This window comes from Pseudomonas sp. GW821-FHT09C08 (genome assembly GCF_059418125.1).
Genome location: NZ_JBWKPG010000004.1, coordinates 701,722 through 716,566 on the forward strand (window position 1 = coordinate 701,722; position 14,845 = coordinate 716,566).

Annotated in this window: 15 protein-coding genes; 9 read left to right on the forward strand and 6 right to left on the reverse strand. The window is 63.3% G+C overall.

The features are described from left to right. Positions 1-158 precede the first annotated feature (158 nt). Genes AC07OJ_RS17745 through AC07OJ_RS17760 form a run of 4 tightly spaced genes read right to left on the reverse strand, consistent with a single transcriptional unit; the run spans position 159 to position 3,331 of the window. Complete coding sequence (locus AC07OJ_RS17745) at positions 159-1,412, reverse strand: flavin-containing monooxygenase (RefSeq protein WP_495094900.1); 1,254 nt, start codon at positions 1,410-1,412, stop codon at positions 159-161. A 44-nt stretch (positions 1,413-1,456) separates the two neighbouring features. Beyond that, entirely contained in the window at positions 1,457-1,918 is a 462-nt protein-coding gene (locus tag AC07OJ_RS17750; protein ID WP_120449236.1) for a type II 3-dehydroquinate dehydratase, read from the reverse strand. 13 nt (positions 1,919-1,931) lie between these two features. Continuing rightward, positions 1,932-2,912, reverse strand: a complete 981-nt coding sequence (locus AC07OJ_RS17755) for an NAD(P)H-quinone oxidoreductase (RefSeq protein ID WP_495094901.1) — start codon at positions 2,910-2,912, stop codon at positions 1,932-1,934. Next, positions 2,909-3,331, reverse strand: coding sequence for a RidA family protein (locus AC07OJ_RS17760; RefSeq protein WP_065904398.1), 423 nt, complete (start codon positions 3,329-3,331; stop codon positions 2,909-2,911). The genes AC07OJ_RS17755 and AC07OJ_RS17760 overlap by 4 nt, the downstream gene beginning before the upstream one ends. A 182-nt stretch (positions 3,332-3,513) precedes the next feature. On the opposite strand from AC07OJ_RS17760, the gene AC07OJ_RS17765 reads away from it, so the two are divergent. The 7 genes from AC07OJ_RS17765 to argE all read left to right on the forward strand — a co-directional run bounded on the left by AC07OJ_RS17765 (position 3,514) and on the right by argE (position 10,694). After that, on the forward strand, positions 3,514-4,488 hold the full coding sequence (locus AC07OJ_RS17765; protein WP_065904400.1) for a LysR family transcriptional regulator: 975 nt from the start codon (positions 3,514-3,516) through the stop codon (positions 4,486-4,488). A gap of 312 nt (positions 4,489-4,800) precedes the next feature. Then, entirely contained in the window at positions 4,801-6,318 is a 1,518-nt protein-coding gene (locus tag AC07OJ_RS17770) for an amino acid ABC transporter permease/ATP-binding protein (protein ID WP_106803132.1), read from the forward strand. A gap of 27 nt (positions 6,319-6,345) precedes the next feature. Next, the gene (locus AC07OJ_RS17775) at positions 6,346-7,218 is read left to right on the forward strand and encodes a phytanoyl-CoA dioxygenase family protein (protein WP_315418776.1); all 873 of its coding nucleotides are present in this window, start codon (positions 6,346-6,348) and stop codon (positions 7,216-7,218) included. Positions 7,219-7,248: 30 nt separating this feature from the next. After that, positions 7,249-8,079 (forward strand): ABC transporter substrate-binding protein, encoded by an 831-nt coding sequence (locus AC07OJ_RS17780; RefSeq protein ID WP_065904498.1) that lies wholly within the window; start codon positions 7,249-7,251, stop codon positions 8,077-8,079. 50 nt (positions 8,080-8,129) lie between these two features. Further along, entirely contained in the window at positions 8,130-8,861 is a 732-nt protein-coding gene (locus tag AC07OJ_RS17785; RefSeq protein WP_495094902.1) for a class II aldolase and adducin N-terminal domain-containing protein, read from the forward strand. A 10-nt stretch (positions 8,862-8,871) separates the two neighbouring features. Continuing rightward, positions 8,872-9,546 carry a DUF1028 domain-containing protein gene (locus AC07OJ_RS17790; RefSeq protein WP_495094903.1) on the forward strand — a complete coding sequence of 225 codons (675 nt, stop codon included), beginning with the start codon at positions 8,872-8,874 and terminating at the stop codon, positions 9,544-9,546. Beyond that, positions 9,543-10,694, forward strand: coding sequence for an acetylornithine deacetylase (argE, locus tag AC07OJ_RS17795; protein WP_495094904.1), 1,152 nt, complete (start codon positions 9,543-9,545; stop codon positions 10,692-10,694). The genes AC07OJ_RS17790 and argE overlap by 4 nt, the downstream gene beginning before the upstream one ends. 517 nt (positions 10,695-11,211) lie before the next feature. Here argE and AC07OJ_RS17800 read toward each other — a convergent pair. Then, positions 11,212-12,456 carry an acyl-CoA dehydrogenase family protein gene (locus tag AC07OJ_RS17800; RefSeq protein ID WP_106803136.1) on the reverse strand — a complete coding sequence of 415 codons (1,245 nt, stop codon included), beginning with the start codon at positions 12,454-12,456 and terminating at the stop codon, positions 11,212-11,214. A gap of 296 nt (positions 12,457-12,752) precedes the next feature. Between AC07OJ_RS17800 and AC07OJ_RS17805 the strand changes: the two genes are divergently transcribed. Both AC07OJ_RS17805 and AC07OJ_RS17810 read left to right on the forward strand, forming a co-directional pair. Further along, positions 12,753-13,052, forward strand: coding sequence for a type II toxin-antitoxin system RelE/ParE family toxin (locus AC07OJ_RS17805; RefSeq protein WP_495094905.1), 300 nt, complete (start codon positions 12,753-12,755; stop codon positions 13,050-13,052). A 4-nt stretch (positions 13,053-13,056) separates the two neighbouring features. Then, the gene (locus AC07OJ_RS17810) at positions 13,057-13,410 is read left to right on the forward strand and encodes an addiction module antidote protein (protein ID WP_106803138.1); all 354 of its coding nucleotides are present in this window, start codon (positions 13,057-13,059) and stop codon (positions 13,408-13,410) included. Between the two features lie 109 nt (positions 13,411-13,519). On the opposite strand, the gene gudD is transcribed toward AC07OJ_RS17810, so the two are convergent. Then, positions 13,520-14,845: a glucarate dehydratase gene (gudD, locus tag AC07OJ_RS17815; RefSeq protein ID WP_495094906.1), complete on the reverse strand. Its 1,326-nt coding sequence runs from the start codon at positions 14,843-14,845 to the stop codon at positions 13,520-13,522.

The window sequence follows — 14,845 nt, forward strand, 5'->3', positions numbered from 1 at the left end:
GGGCTGGGGGCGTGAGATTTTTATTGTCGGTGCGCGCGTTTTAGCAGCCTCGCTGGGGCTCGACAGCTCCTACAGGCGGAGCGGTGGTGGTTGTGGGCGGTGTGGTTTTTCGGCGCGTCCCAGGGACGCGCCGAGGTGTGTGAAAGTAGTCGGCCGCCTCACTCAGGTTTCTTGTAGGACTTGTAGTCGTTTTGCAGCACGATGTGGTCGGCGACGTATTTCGCGTCGTGCCACACCCCGTAGATGAACGATGACGCGCGGTTGACCAGGTTGGGCAGGCCCAGGAAGTAGATGCCGCTTTCCGCCGAGATCCCACGTTTGTGGAAGGGCTCGCCTTTTTCGTCGAACGCATCGACCTTCAGCCAGCTGAAATCGAACCTGAAACCGGTGGCCCAGAGGATGGTCGTGATACCGGCCTTCGCCAGATCCAGGCTGAGGATGGGGTTCACCAAGCACTCAGGGTCGGGCAGCAGTTCCCAGGCTTCAGGCTCCAGGGGGAACGGCAACCCGTTCGCCTCGATGTAGGCATCCGCGTCGCGCAGTACATCGAAGTAGGCGCGGTCGCCTTCGGCCACGTTTTCGGCGAGCCCAGGTTGGAAGGTCATGACGCCGTCCTGCCAATCCTGGGTGACGCCGACCAACTGAATGCCTTGGTGCGCGAGGCGGCGGAAGTCGACGGTCTTGCCGCCTTCATAGCCACTGACGGCAAAGGCCACGTGCTTTTTCTTCGGTTGGATTTTGACTTCGTCCCACAAGCCCAGTGCACCCAGCCACCAGCAATAGTCACGGCTGCGGTAGGCGCGCGGCGGGCGGTAATGTTCGCCGACCGAGAGGTATACGGTTTTGCCGGCCTTTTGCAGTTCTTCGGCGATTTGCGAACCGGAGGCGCCGGCGCCGACCACCAGTACGCCACCTTCGGGCAGTTGGTCGGGGTTCTTGTAGGTGGAGGAGTGCAGTTGGTGAAGCGGTGCGCTGGCAGGCACGATGTTGGGGATAGAGGGGCGCTGGAACGGGCCGGTGGCGGCGACCACGTTGGCGGCTTCAAACACGCCGGCCGAGGTGGTGACTTTGAAGCCCGGGCGGCCGATGTGGCGTTCCACTTGCTGGACTTCTACACCGGTGCGCACGGGCGCCTGCAGCTTATCCACGTAGGCTTCGAAGTAGTCGGCCATGCGCTCCTTGGGCGGGAAGGCTTCGGGGGAGAGGTCTTCGAAGGTGAGGCCGGGGAAGCGGTCGTGCCAGGCGGGGCCGTTGGCGACGAGAGAATCCCAGCGCTCGGAGCGCCAGCGTTCGGCGATGCGGTGGCGTTCGAGGACGATGTGGGGGACGCCCATGAGGGACAGGTGTTCGCTCATGGCGACGCCGGCCTGGCCTGCGCCGACGACCAGGGTGTTGATGGTTTCTACTGACATGGGCGGTTCCTGGGAGGTAAGAGTTTTGTAGGCATCACCGAGTCTCAGCTGTGGGCGCTGGTGGTGGTTTCTTGTAGCAATGCCGCCACGGCGGTGAGTGCCAGTTCGTAACCGAGTGCGCCCAGCCCTGCGATCACACCGGTGGCGGCTTTGGAGACGTAGGAGTGGTGCCGGAAGCTCTCGCGCTTCCAGAGGTTGCTCATGTGCGCTTCGATGATCGGGCCGTCGAAGGCCAGCAGCGCGTCGAGGATCGGCACCGAGCTGTAGCTGAGCCCGGCGGCGTTGATTACCACGGCGTCGGCGTCAAGGCGTGCCGCTTGAATCCAGTCCACCAGCACGCCTTCGTGGTTGCTCTGGCGAAAGTCCAGGCTCAGGCCCAGCCCGGCGGCGTGGCGTTCACAGCGCGCCTGGATGCTGGCGAAGCTCTCGCGGCCGTAGGTGCCGTTTTTATCCAGCCCGTAGAGGTTGGCGTTGGGCCCATTGAGGAAAAACACGCGGTGGGTCATGAAGGGCTCCAGGTTATTCAGCGACGGTCAGCACGACTTTGCCAACATTGGCGTTGGCTTCCAGCAGGCGGTGCGCCTCGGCGGCTTGAGCCAGCGGCACACGCGCGTGGATCTGCGGGCGCACCACGCCGGCCGCCAGCCACGGCAACAAGCGTGAGCGGATGCACACCGCCAGGCGGGCTTTTTCGGCGTGGCTTTTCGGGCGCAGGGTGGAGGACGTCAGGCTGAGGTTCTTGCGCATCAGCACCTGCAAATCCAAGTCGATATGGGCGCCTTGCAGGAACGACAAACTCACGTGTCGTCCGCCCATGGCCATGGCCGCCAGGTTGCGTGCCACATAGGGCCCGCCGACGTTATCCAGCACCACGTCGACCCCACGGCCGTCGGTGCAGTCGTGCACGGCCTCGACGAAGTCTTCAAGGTGGCGGTCAACCGCGCGCCACACGCCGAGCGTTTGCAGCATCGCGACCTTGAGTGGGCCGCCGGCCGTGGCGATCACCCGCGCACCGGCGGCATGCGCGCATTGCACGGCGAAGCTGCCGACACCGCTGGCGGCGCCGTGGATCAGCACGCTGTCGCCGCTGCGCAAGCGCCCCAGTTCAAACAGGTTGTGCCACACGGCAAAGGCCGCTTCCGGCACCCCGGCGGCATCGAGCAGCGACAACCCCGCAGGCACCGGCAAGCAGTGCGCCGCGTGGGCCACGCAGTACTCGGCGTAGCCGCCGCCGTTGAGCAAGGCCATCACGCGATCGCCGATCGCGAACTCATCCACGCCACTGCCTACCGCGACCACGATGCCTGCCGCCTCGAGGCCCAGCACATCGGTGACGCCTGCCGGAATCGGCGCGCCGCTGCGTTGCATCAGGTCGGGACGATTGACCCCGGCAGCCGTGACGCGAATCAGCACTTCACCGGCTTGTACATCCGGCAGCGGGCGCTCGACGGACTGCAGCACCTGCGGTCCGCCGGGCTCGCGGGTGATCACCGCTTTCATACGGTCCAGTCATCCGGCACGACGGCGATCACGTCGATTTCCATCAACCATTCCGGCTGGCCCAACCCGGAGATCACCAGCCCGGTGGAAATCGGGAACACGCCTTTGAGCCACTTGCCGACCTCCTGGTACACCGGCTCGCGATAGCGCGGGTCGATCAAATAGGTGGTGGTCTTGACGATGTGCGAGAGGTCGGAGCCTGCCTCTTCCAGCAGTTGCTTGACGTTTTTCATCGCCTGCTCGGCCTGGGCGCGCGGGTCGCCGAGGCCGACCAGGTTGCCGTCGAAATCGGTGCCGATCTGGCCGCGCACATAAATGGTGTTGCCGGCGCGGACCGCCTGGCACAGGTCGTTGTCCAGGGCCTGGTTGGGGTAGGTCTGCCGGGTGTTGAACATGCGGATGCGGGTGTGGGTAGGCATAACGGCAACTCGTGGGAAGCGGGATGAATCCAGCTTCACACCGCCCCGGTTCCGGCGAAACCAGCTTTTGCGCGGGGTAGTGCTTAGGAAAAACCGAAGCCTGTGCCCCTCATCGGTTCGCGGCGGACCCGGCACGAACCCTGCAACGCTGCCCGTACAGTCATTGTTGAGGGGCAGGCGTAATGCTCAGTCGTATTACTCAGCGTCAACTGGAGTATTTCGTCGCGTCGGGAGAGGCGGGCAGCATCAGTGCTGCAGCTGAACGCATTCACGTGTCGTCGCCGTCGATCTCGGCGGCGATCACCCATATGGAGGCCGAGCTGGGCATCCAACTGTTTGTCCGGCATCACGCCCAGGGCATTTCGCTGACGGCAGTGGGGCGCCTGGTGATGCAGGAGGCCAAGCTGATCCTGGAGCAGATGACCAACCTCTACACCATCGCCTCGGAGTCATTGAACACGGTGCGCGGGCCGTTGCGGGTGGGCTGCCTGGAGTCGCTGGCGCCGATGATCACGCCGGAACTGGTGTTCGGTTTTGGCCGCGCGTTTCCCGGCGTGCGCCTGACCCAGGCCGAAGGCAACCATGAGGAATTGCTGGAAAAACTGCGCAGCGGCGAGCTGGACATCGCCCTGACCTATGACCTGGTGACCAGCCCGGATATCGATTTCCAACCCCTGGCGCAGCTGCCGCCGTATGTGATGGTCGGCGAGTATCATCCGCTGGCGAGCTTGCCGGCCGTGAGCATGCAGGACCTTGAGGCGTACCCGGTGGTGCTGCTGGATACGCCGTGGAGCCGCGACTATTTCCTCAGCCTGTTTATCCAGGCGGGCACCACGCCGAACATCATCATGCGCTCCACCAACCTCGAAACGGTGCGCGCCATGGTCGGCAACGGGATCGGCTATTCCTTCGCGAATGCGCGGCCCAAATCCAATATGTCCCAGGACGGCAAGCGCGTGATCCGCCTGCGCCTGGCCGGTGCACATCGGCCGATGCGGCTGGGCTATGCCACGGCCAGCAACACCCAGCTGTCGCGCGTGGTGTCGGCGTTTGCCGAGCGCTGCCGCATGTTTGTCTCCGACCAATACATCCCCGGCATGGCCCCGCCGAGCTTTTTTGACCCACACGCGGTGCGGGTGCTGAGTGGTGTGAGCTGAGCTTGCACCAAAAGGTCGCGTGTGCCGCGCCCTGCATTCAGGCGTGCACCGTTTTGGCCAGTGCCTGGGCAGCGCGCACCTGCAGACGCTGGCTTGCCCGGGAGGGCGCTGCGCAGCTGTCCAGTCATTGACTGACAGATCGCTACCGCCGGCAAGCCAGCGCCTACAGCTGATCTGGCTGGCTTGCGGGGCTGCATAGGCTCTGCCTACCCAGTGCCCCGGCTTTTACGAATTGACCCTGACCACCTCCCGCCACGACTCTCATCCCATCGATGCAGATCAACTTCTTTTTTTTTGCAGGGCACAGCGACGATGACATTCGACTGGAATTACATGTTTGGTTTGCTGGGCGATGCCGAGTTCTGGCGCGCGACGTGGACGGTGATCAAGCTGAGTACCCTGACGTGGGTCTTGAGTATCGCACTGGGCTTTCTGCTGGCGCTGGCCAAGCAATCCCGGCACCCGTTGCTGAGTGTTCCCGCGCGTGGCTATATCTGGCTGTTCCGCAGCTTGCCGCTGCTGGTGCTGCTGATCTTCATCTACAACCTGCCCCAGGCGCTGCCGGGCACCTCGGCGATTCTGGCCGACCCGTTCTGGTCCGGCCTGCTGGCGCTGGTAATCTGCGAAACGGCGTATGTGGCCGAGATCCATCGCGGCGGTTTGCTCTCGATTCCCAAGGGCCAGGGCGAAGCGGCGCGGGCGCTGGGCTTGAGGTTTTTCGGCACCCAGTGGCGCGTGGTCATCCCGCAGGCGCTGCGGGTGGCGTTGCCGTCGCTGGCCAACGAATACATCTCCATCGTCAAGCTCACCTCACTGGTGTCGGTGATCTCGTTGACCGAAATCCTGATGGTCGGCCAGCGCCTGTATTCGCAGAACTTCCTGGTGATCGAGACCATGGCGGCGGTGGCGTTCTTCTATGTGTTTATCGTCACGGTGTTCGACTTCCTGCTCAAACGCCTGGAGCGTTTTCTCGACGTCAACCAACGCAATGTCTCCCGCGTGCCGGATGCGGCGGTGCTGGCCCTGGCCACGCAGCAACGCGTCGCCTTGCAGCGCCCGGCCAGCACCGGCGCCGCCGCGCTGCAAGCCACGCGGTTGCACAAGGCCTACAACGACATCGAGGTGCTGGGCTCGGTCAACCTGCAGATCCAGCCGGGTGAAGTGGTGTCGGTGATCGGGCCGTCCGGCTCCGGCAAGACCACGCTGATCCGCCTGCTCAACGGCCTCGAGCAACTCGACAACGGCGAGATCCAGATCAACGGCCAGCCGTTCATTCACTTGAACAAAGTCGGCGCGCAGAAACCCCAGTACATCGAGCACGCCGAGCATCGCCTGAACATCGGCATGGTGTTCCAGAGCTTCAACCTGTTCCCGCATTTGAGCGTGCTCGACAACCTGCTGATGGCGCCCAAATACCACCGCCTGGGCGCGACCTCCGAACTCAAGCAGCAGGCCTACGCGCTGCTGCACAAGGTCGGCATGCTCGATCACGCCTGGAAGTACCCGCACCAGTTGTCCGGTGGCCAGCAGCAACGCGTGGCCATCGCCCGCGCCTTGATGATGCGCCCGCAGATCATGCTGTTCGACGAGCCCACCTCGGCGCTCGACCCGGAAAAAGTCAACGAAGTGCTGCAGGTCATCGAGGCCCTGGCCGAGGAGGGCATCACCATGGTGATCGTCACCCACGAGATGAATTTCGCCTTCAAGGTCTCCGACCGCATCGTGTTCATGGAGAAGGGGCGCGTGGTCTGCGACGACACGCCCGATGCCTTGCGCAGCGGCCATAACCCACGCGTGGAGGCGTTCCTCAAGGACGTCTCGCTGGCGTGATCTCTTTAACGTTCAGGAAACACTAAAATGATCGAGCAAGCACACATCGAACAATTCCAGCGCGACGGCTTCCTGGTGGTAGAAGGCGTGTTGTCGGCGGATGAAGTGGCCGCGCTGCAGCATGACTTCGACCAGTGGGTAGAAGAGAGCCGCAGCCATGACCAGGGCTGGGGCGCCACCGTGGATGGCCGCGCGCGGTTCGACCTGGAGGGCGACCACCGCGCGGATCATCCCTCGCTGCGCCGGGTGAGTTCGCCTACCGAGATTTCCAAGGTGTACGAGCGCGTGGCGTTGCACTCGCGGATGGCGGCGATTTCCGCGCAGCTGGTCGGCGCCAGTGGTGCACGGTTTCACCACAGCAAGATCAACTCGAAACTGCCGCACACCGCGACCCAGGTGAAGTGGCACCAGGACTTTCTGTTCACGCCGCACAGCAATGACGACATCGTCACGGCCTTGCTGATGGTCAGCGAAGTGACCCCGCAGAACGGCCCGCTGAATGTGATCCCCGGCAGCCACAAAGGCCCGCTGTGGTCGCACTGGCAGAACCAGCGTTTCACCGGTTCGGTGGACGACGCGGTGGTTGAAGAGCACTGCCAGCAACCGGTCGCCTGCTACGGCCCGGCCGGTTCCGTGTGCTTTATGCACACGCGGCTGTTGCATGCATCCAGCCCTAACGAGACCGAATTGCCGCGCACGCTGTTCATCAGTGTCTACGCCGCTGAAGACGCGCTGCCATTCGGCGAAAACCCATTGCCCAGCGTTCATGCCGGCCTGCTCGTGGCCGGTGCCGAAAGTGGCCTGGTGCGCTCCACCAGCAACCACATGCGCTTGCCGCAGAAGCCTCGCGGCGCGTCGTTCTTCGTGCAACAGGCCGGACAAGATACCGCCACTGCCTAACCACCCCCCAAGACCTTGCAGGTAATGACCATGACAGCGTTTCGTAAAAGTGTTCGCCCCCTTGCCGTGTGCCTGTTGGGTGCTGCGGTTGCGATGACTTCGTTGGCGGCTTCGGCCTTCCAGAAAGACGGCACGATTGTCGCCGGCTCCGACGTCACGTTCTTTCCCTATGAATACATGGACAACAACAAGCCGGCGGGCTTCGATATCGAGTTCATGGACGGCCTGGGCAAGGTCATGGGCCGCAAGGTCGAGACCCTCGACACACGCTTTCCCAACTTGATCACCGGCCTGCAGGCCGGGCGTTTCGATGTGACCAACTCGTCGATGTACATCACGGCGGAGCGGGTCAAGGTCATCGACATGATCCCTTACCTGAAGAGCGGCGAGTCGATCCTGACCCTCAAGGACAGTGCCTTCCAGCCCAAGACCCCGGAAGAGTTCTGCGGCCACAAGATCGGCTCCATGGGCGCCACCTCGTGGCTGGCGCAGATGAACAAACTGTCGACGGAGTACTGCGTGGCCAAGGGCTTGAAGCCGATCCAGATCAGCGAATACAGCACCGACCCGCAGACCACCCAGGCCCTGCTGGCGCACGCGGTTGAAGCGCAGATCACCGACGCCGCCGTGGCCCGTGGGGTGATCGACAAGTTGGGCAACCGCGTGGTGATTTCGTCCGACACCTTGATCTACCCGGTGCTCAACGGCTTTGGCGTGAAGAAGGGCAATGACACGGTCAAGCAGGCCTTGCTCGACGGCCTGGCAAAATACCGCGCCACGCCTGAGTACGCGGCCTTGCTGAAGAAGTACAACTTCGAAGCACCGACCGATGCCGACCTCGCGGCGCTGATGCCCAAGTAACCCAATCACGCGGCCGCCGCTGTGCGGCCGCGTCCTGCGGAGACCGATTCATGGCGTTATCCCACGAAGAACAGACGCGCATCGACCTGGCGGCGACCTTTCGCATCATCGCCCACCTGGGCATGCACGAGGCGGTGGCCAACCACTTCAGCGCTGCCGTGTCGGCCGATGGCAAACAGTTTTTGCTCAACCCGAAGTGGAAGCACTTCTCGCGTATCCGTGCCAGTGACCTGTTGCTGCTGAACGCCGATGACAGCGCCTGCGCCGATCACCCGAACGTGGACGCCACCGCCTGGTCGATCCACGGGCAAATCCACCGGCTGTTGCCACAAACCCGCGCGGTGCTGCATTTGCACCCGGTGTACACCACGGCCGTGGCGTGCCTGGCCACGCCGCACATCCCGCCGATCGACCAGAACACCGCGCGTTATTTCAACCGCGTGGCGGTGGATGAACTCTACGGCGGCATGGCCGACACCGAGGCCGAAGGCGCACGCCTGGCCGGGCTGCTCGACGGCAAGCGCCGCCTGCTGATGGGCAACCACGGCGTGATGGTGACGGCGACGTCCATCGGCGAGGCCTTCGATGATATCTGGACCCTGGAGCGTGCCTGCCAGGTCCTCGTGACGGCCTGGTCCACCGGGCAGCCGCTGCGGGTGCTTTCCGATGACGTGGCGGAGAAAACCGCGCGCGGTTGGGAAGGGATTGTGGATTTCTCGGTCCGGCATTTTGAAGAAATGAAGCAGTTGATGATCGACGCCGACCCTTCGGTACTCGATTGAGGAGCACGCCATGACTTTTTCCGTTGTCGCCCGGTGTGCCGAGACCGGCCAGTTGGGTATTGCGATCAGCTCTTCGAGCATTGCCGTGGGCGCCCGTTGTCCTTGGCTGCGCCCAGGCGTTGGCGCGGTGGCGTCGCAGAACATCACGCTGCCGAGCCTGGGGCCGCAGCTGCTGGATTTGCTCGAGCAGGGCCTGGCACCGAGCGAGGCGCTGGCGACCTTGGTGGAACAGGATCACAGCCAATATCGTCAGGTCACCGTGATTGATAGCCAGGGGCGCACCGCGCATTTCAGCGGGGCGCAGACCCTCGGGATTCATCACGCGCTGAGCGGCGAGCAGTGCGTAGCGGCGGGCAATATGTTGGCCGACGCCGGGGTGATTGCGGCGATGGTGCGCGCGTTCGAGATGGCCACGGGGCCGCTCGCCGAGCGTTTGCTGGCGGCGATGCAGGCCGGCCAGGCCGAAGGCGGTGAAGCAGGGCCGGTGCATTCGGCGGCATTGGTGGTGGTCGACGACTTGCTGTGGCCGATCGTCAACCTGCGCGTCGACTGGGCCGATGAGGACCCGATCGGCGCGCTCGACCAACTCTGGCAAGCCTATCGCCCGCAACTGCAGGCCTACATCGACCGCGCCCTCAACCCACAGGTCGCACCGGGCTATGCCGTGCCGGGAGATGAGCGTTGAACACAAGCCGCGACCTGCTGGCGCAACTGGTGCGCTTTGATACCACCAGCCGCGAATCCAACCTGGCGTTGATCGACTTTGTGCGCACCTATCTGCAGGACCACGGCGTGGCTTGCGAGCTGGTCTACAACGCGCACAAGAGCAAGGCCAACCTGCTGGCGACCATCGGCCCGGCCGAGGTGCCTGGCGTGGTGTTGTCCGGGCATACCGACGTGGTGCCGGTGGACGGGCAGCGCTGGACGGTGGCGCCGTTTGAACTGACGGAAAAACACGGCCGGTTGTACGGGCGCGGCACCGCCGATATGAAGGGCTATATCGCCTGCGTACTGGCCTGTGTGCCGGCGCTGGTGAAGGCGCCGTTGCGCATGCCGGTGCATATCGCACTGTCGTACGACGAAGAGGTGGGCTGCCTGGGTGTGCGCGCATTGATCGAGCGGTTCCATGGGCAGGCGGTCAAGCCGTTGCTGTGCGTGATCGGCGAACCTACCGAGCTCAAGCCGGTGCTCGGCCACAAAGGCAAGCTGGCAGTGCGCTGCGAAGTGCACGGCGCGGCCTGCCATTCGGCGTATGCGCCGTCGGGTGTGAATGCCATTGAATATGCCGCGCAACTGATCAGCGAGTTGGTGCGACTCGGTGAGACACTCAAGGCGCCGACGTTGCTCGACGAGCGTTTTGATCCGCCGTTTTCCACGGTGCAGACCGGCGTGATCGGCGGCGGCAAGGCGCTGAATATCGTCCCGCAAAACTGCACGTTCGACTTTGAAGTGCGCTCGCTGCCGGCCCAGGATCCCCGGCAGGTGGCGCAGCAACTGCGCGATTACGCCGAGCACACCTTGCTGCCGGCGATGCAGGCAGTGAGCGCGCACTGCGCGATTGAGTTCAGTGAATTGTCCAGCTACCCAGGGTTGGCCACCTCGCCGCAAAGCCAGGCAGCGGAGTGGGTCGCGCAGTTTTGCGGCTCCCGGGAGTACGGCACCGTGGCCTTCGGGACTGAAGGCGGGCTGTTTGACCAGGCCGGCATCCCGACAGTGGTATGCGGCCCCGGCAGCATGGAGCAGGGGCATAAGCCGGATGAATTCATCAGCCTGGAACAGCTGAATGCCTGCGACCGAATGCTGGAACGGGTGCTCGCGTTCGTGAGCCGATAAACCCCTCTCAAGCCATGTGCTCATCAAACTGTGGGAGCTGGCAAGCCCACTCCCACAGAGGCCCCAAGGCATGGCTCAGGCCCCCGGGCATATGGAGATCAAATGTGGGAGCTGGCTTGCCCACTCCCACAGAGGCCTCAATGCATGGCTCAGTCCCCCAAGCATATGGAGATCAATGTGGGAGCTGGCTTGCCTGCGAAGGCGGTGGGTCAGTCGACGAATTAGTTAACTGACCCACCGCCTTCGCGAGCAAGCCCGCTCCCACAGGGGGATCCTGGTATGACTCGGGATCCCGGGTGTATGGAGATCAAATGTGGGAGCTGGCTTGCCTGCGAAGGCGGTGTGTCAGTCGACGAATTAGTTAACTGACCCACCGCCTTCGCGAGCAAGCCCGCTCCCACAGGGGGCTCAAGGTATGGCTCAGGCCCCCAAGCATATGGAGCTCCCACAGAGGCCTCAAGGTATAGCTCAGGCCCCCGGGCATATGGAGATCAAATGTGGGAGCTGGCTGGTGATTTCATCCAGCCTTGGCCACGCCCACTCGCCACTGCGCCGGGGGCAGGGTTCCGTTTACCAGGTAATTTCCCACGATCCGCGATTTGTAGACGCGCGGGTTGTGGTTGGCCAATGTGCGCGCGTTGCGCCATAGCCGGTCCAGTGCCTTGTTGCTGGCGGTGGCGCTGGCGCCCAGGGCGTCGAATAGCGCGGTGGTCGCTGCGAGTGTGGCATCCACCACCGGGTTGACGGCCAGGCACACTTCCAGCTCGGCGAGTGCCACCTGTGGGTCGTCGTCATGCACGGGCTGGTCGTGGGCAATCACATACTGCGCGGTGTGTTCCAGGCGCTGCGCCGCCTGTTGGGCGATGGCCTGGGCGGCGTAGGCCTGGCTGGCGACTTCGCCGATCACTTGCAGCAATTGCACATCCTGGCCGGCGACATCGGCATTGCCCGTGGTGAAAGTGCGGGCGCGTTGGCTGAGTTCTTCGGCGCCACTCAAGGCCGCGCGGCGGGCGATGCCGGCGAGGGTGCTGAGGTGATAAAGCTGGAAAAACGATTGCCCATGGCCAAAGCGCTGTTGGGTGGGACGCGCCTCATTGTCCAGCACCGGCGCGCTGTCGAAGATGCAGGTGCCGCTGGCGGTGAGGCGTTGGCCGAAGCCGTTCCAGTCATCGACGACCTGCACGCCGGCAGCCTTGAGGTCGACAACCACGCTGTAAGTCGTGCCGTCTTCGCCGGTTGCAATCGTGTTGATCAAGTCACTGTAGAGCGCGCCCGTGGTGTAGAACTTGCGGCCGCTGATGCGCAAGGTACCGCTTGCGTCGCGGTGCAGACGGGTTTCGAAATCACCACGGGTCTGGTTGCCGACTTCAGTGCTGCCGGGAGAGAGCAGCGCGCCCTCGCCGAGACGGTCGAGCCACTTGGCGCGCCAGGCGGGGTCTTTGGCGCTGAGTACATCTTCGCAAAAACCAAAATGCCCCCGCAGGGCCTGGGTGATGTTGGAGTCGGCGGCAGACAGTTCGGTGAGCACGGCGAGCAGCTCAACCAGGGTCGCGCCGTGACCGCCATGGCTTGGCGGCAGGCGCCAGCGCGGCAGGCCCAGGGCGGTGAGTTGCTGGATCACACCGGCCAGGCTGGCACGCGTCTGATCGTGCTCGGCCGCCTGCGCGAGGATTTGGGCGAAGAGTGGGCGCAACGGTGCGGCCAATTGTTCGTAGCGGGCAGACGGCGGTGCGCCCCAGATAGGCAAGGCAGAATTGGACATGGGTTGACCTGGCGGTGCCTGCGCGTGGACGCGTCGGGCTGGAAAAAAAGAGTCAGAAGCACGGGGCCAGTGGTCTGGTGACGCCACCCTAACCCAGCGGTGACGAGGTTTTTAATACGAAAAATTGCTATCGAACTGCGGGCTGGTTCTATCGGCGCGACGGGAAACAAGCACTCACAGAATCGCCCGGCCCCATGTACCGGGCGTGAACTAGGATTTTTTCTTCGGGGAGCTCTGCGCAGCTTGAAAAATCACTAGCATCGGCAGGTAGTAGCCAGTAGGCTACATGTGAATCTGTGACCAACATAATCGGCAGGACGCCAGAGTTTGATACATGGCTGGATGGAGTGAGGGACGTTTGTAGAAAAGTGGCGGTTCTGACTCGGTTGGATCGCGCCGAAGAAAACAATTTTGGCGATTGCGAGCCTGCCGGTAACGGCCTCAGTGAAATGCGTATTTTTGTCGGGCCCGGCTACCGGATTTACTTTGTCCGCACGGGCATCACCGCCTACTTGATGCTGTGGGGCAGTGACAAACCCGACCAGCAAAGAGGCATCAAGCGCGCCAAAGAGATTCTGGATGCCCTGAGAGGTTAACCAAATGAGCAATTCGACATTCAAGCCAGAGGACATGCCGATCCTCGATCTGGATACCTCCGGTACCCAGGTCTATGAAGCTTCGCGCTTCCTCGACAGCCCGGAAACCATCAGTGCTTACCTTGCGCAAAGCATGAAGTCGCAAGACCCGCAGATCCTCATGAAGGCGCTTGCCGAGGTCGCCAAGGCACAAGGTGTGAACAAGGTGGCCGCGGCGGCGGGGGTGAATCGCGAGAGTCTGTACAAGACGCTCAAGGGCGGGTCTAAAACGCGCTATGAGACCGTGCAGAAACTGATGCTGGCGTTAGGCGTGGAGCTGACGGTGCAGCCGATCAAGCGAACCCACTCGGCGAAGTGACCACGATCACCGGTGGGAGCTGGCTTGCCTGCGATGGCGATGGGTCAGGCCACCTCAGAGTTGCTATCGCAGGCAAGCCCGCTCCTGCATTGAGCGGGCGTGTGAGTGCCTAGCGCACCAGGCACGGTTGCTTGTTGTTGAAGCTCCAGCCCGGGATCAGGAACTGCATCGCCACGCTGTCATCGCGCGCGCCGAGGCCCATGCCTTTGTACACTTCATGGGCCTTGGCCACGGCGTCCATGTCGATGTCCACGCCCAGGCCGGGCTTGGCGGGCACCTTCACGTAGCCCCCTTCGATTTTCAATGGCTCGTGGGTCAGGCGCTGGCCGTCCTGCCAGATCCAGTGGGTGTCGATGGCGGTGATGTCGCCCGGTGCGGCGGCGGCCACCTGGGTGAACATCGCCAGGGAAATATCGAAGTGGTTGTTGGAATGCGAGCCCCAGGTCAGGCCCCACTCGTTGCACATCTGCGCGACACGCACCGAGCCTTGCATGGTCCAGAAGTGCGGGTCGGCCAGCGGGATGTCCACCGATTGCAGCTGGATCGCGTGGCCCATTTCGCGCCAGTCGGTGGCGATCATGTTGGTGGCGGTCTTGAGGCCGGTGGCGCGGCGGAATTCGGCCATGACTTCGCGGCCCGAGTAACCGTTTTCGGCACCGCATGGGTCTTCGGCGTAGGCGAGCACGTGGTGCTGGTCGCGGCACAGGCGGATGGCTTCTTTCAATGACCACGCGCCATTCGGGTCAAGGGTGATGCGTGCGTCGGGGAAGCGCTCGGCCAGTGCGGTGACGGCTTCGATTTCTGCGTCACCGCTCAGCACGCCGCCCTTGAGCTTGAAATCATTGAAGCCGTACTTGGCTTTGGCGGCTTCGGCCAGGCGGACTACGGCCTCCGCTGTCAGGGCTGTATCGTGACGCAGGCGGAACCAGTCATCATCGGCCTCGGCCTCGTTGCGATATGCCAGGTTCGTTGCGTTGCGGTCGCCGATATAAAACAGGTAGCCGAGCATTTTCACCGCATCACGTTGCTGCCCTTCGCCGAGCAAGGCGGCCACCGGCACTTCCAGGAATTGACCCAGTAGGTCGAGCAGCGCCGCTTCCATCGCCGTGACCGCGTGGATGGTGATGCGCAGGTCGAACGTCTGCAGGCCGCGACCGCCCGCATCACGTGAGGCAAAGGTGCTGCGCATCTGGTTGAGGATGCGCTGGTACTGCCCGATCGGTTGGCCGATCACCAGGCTGCGCGCGTCCTCCAGGGTTTCGCGGATACGTTCGCCGCCGGGCACTTCACCCACACCGGTGCGGCCGCTGCTGTCCTTGAGGATGACGATATTGCGCGTGAAGTAAGGCCCGTGGGCGCCGCTCAGGTTGAGCAGCATGCTGTCGTGGCCGGCCACGGGGATGACTTGGAAGTGGGTGACTACTGGGGTATTCAT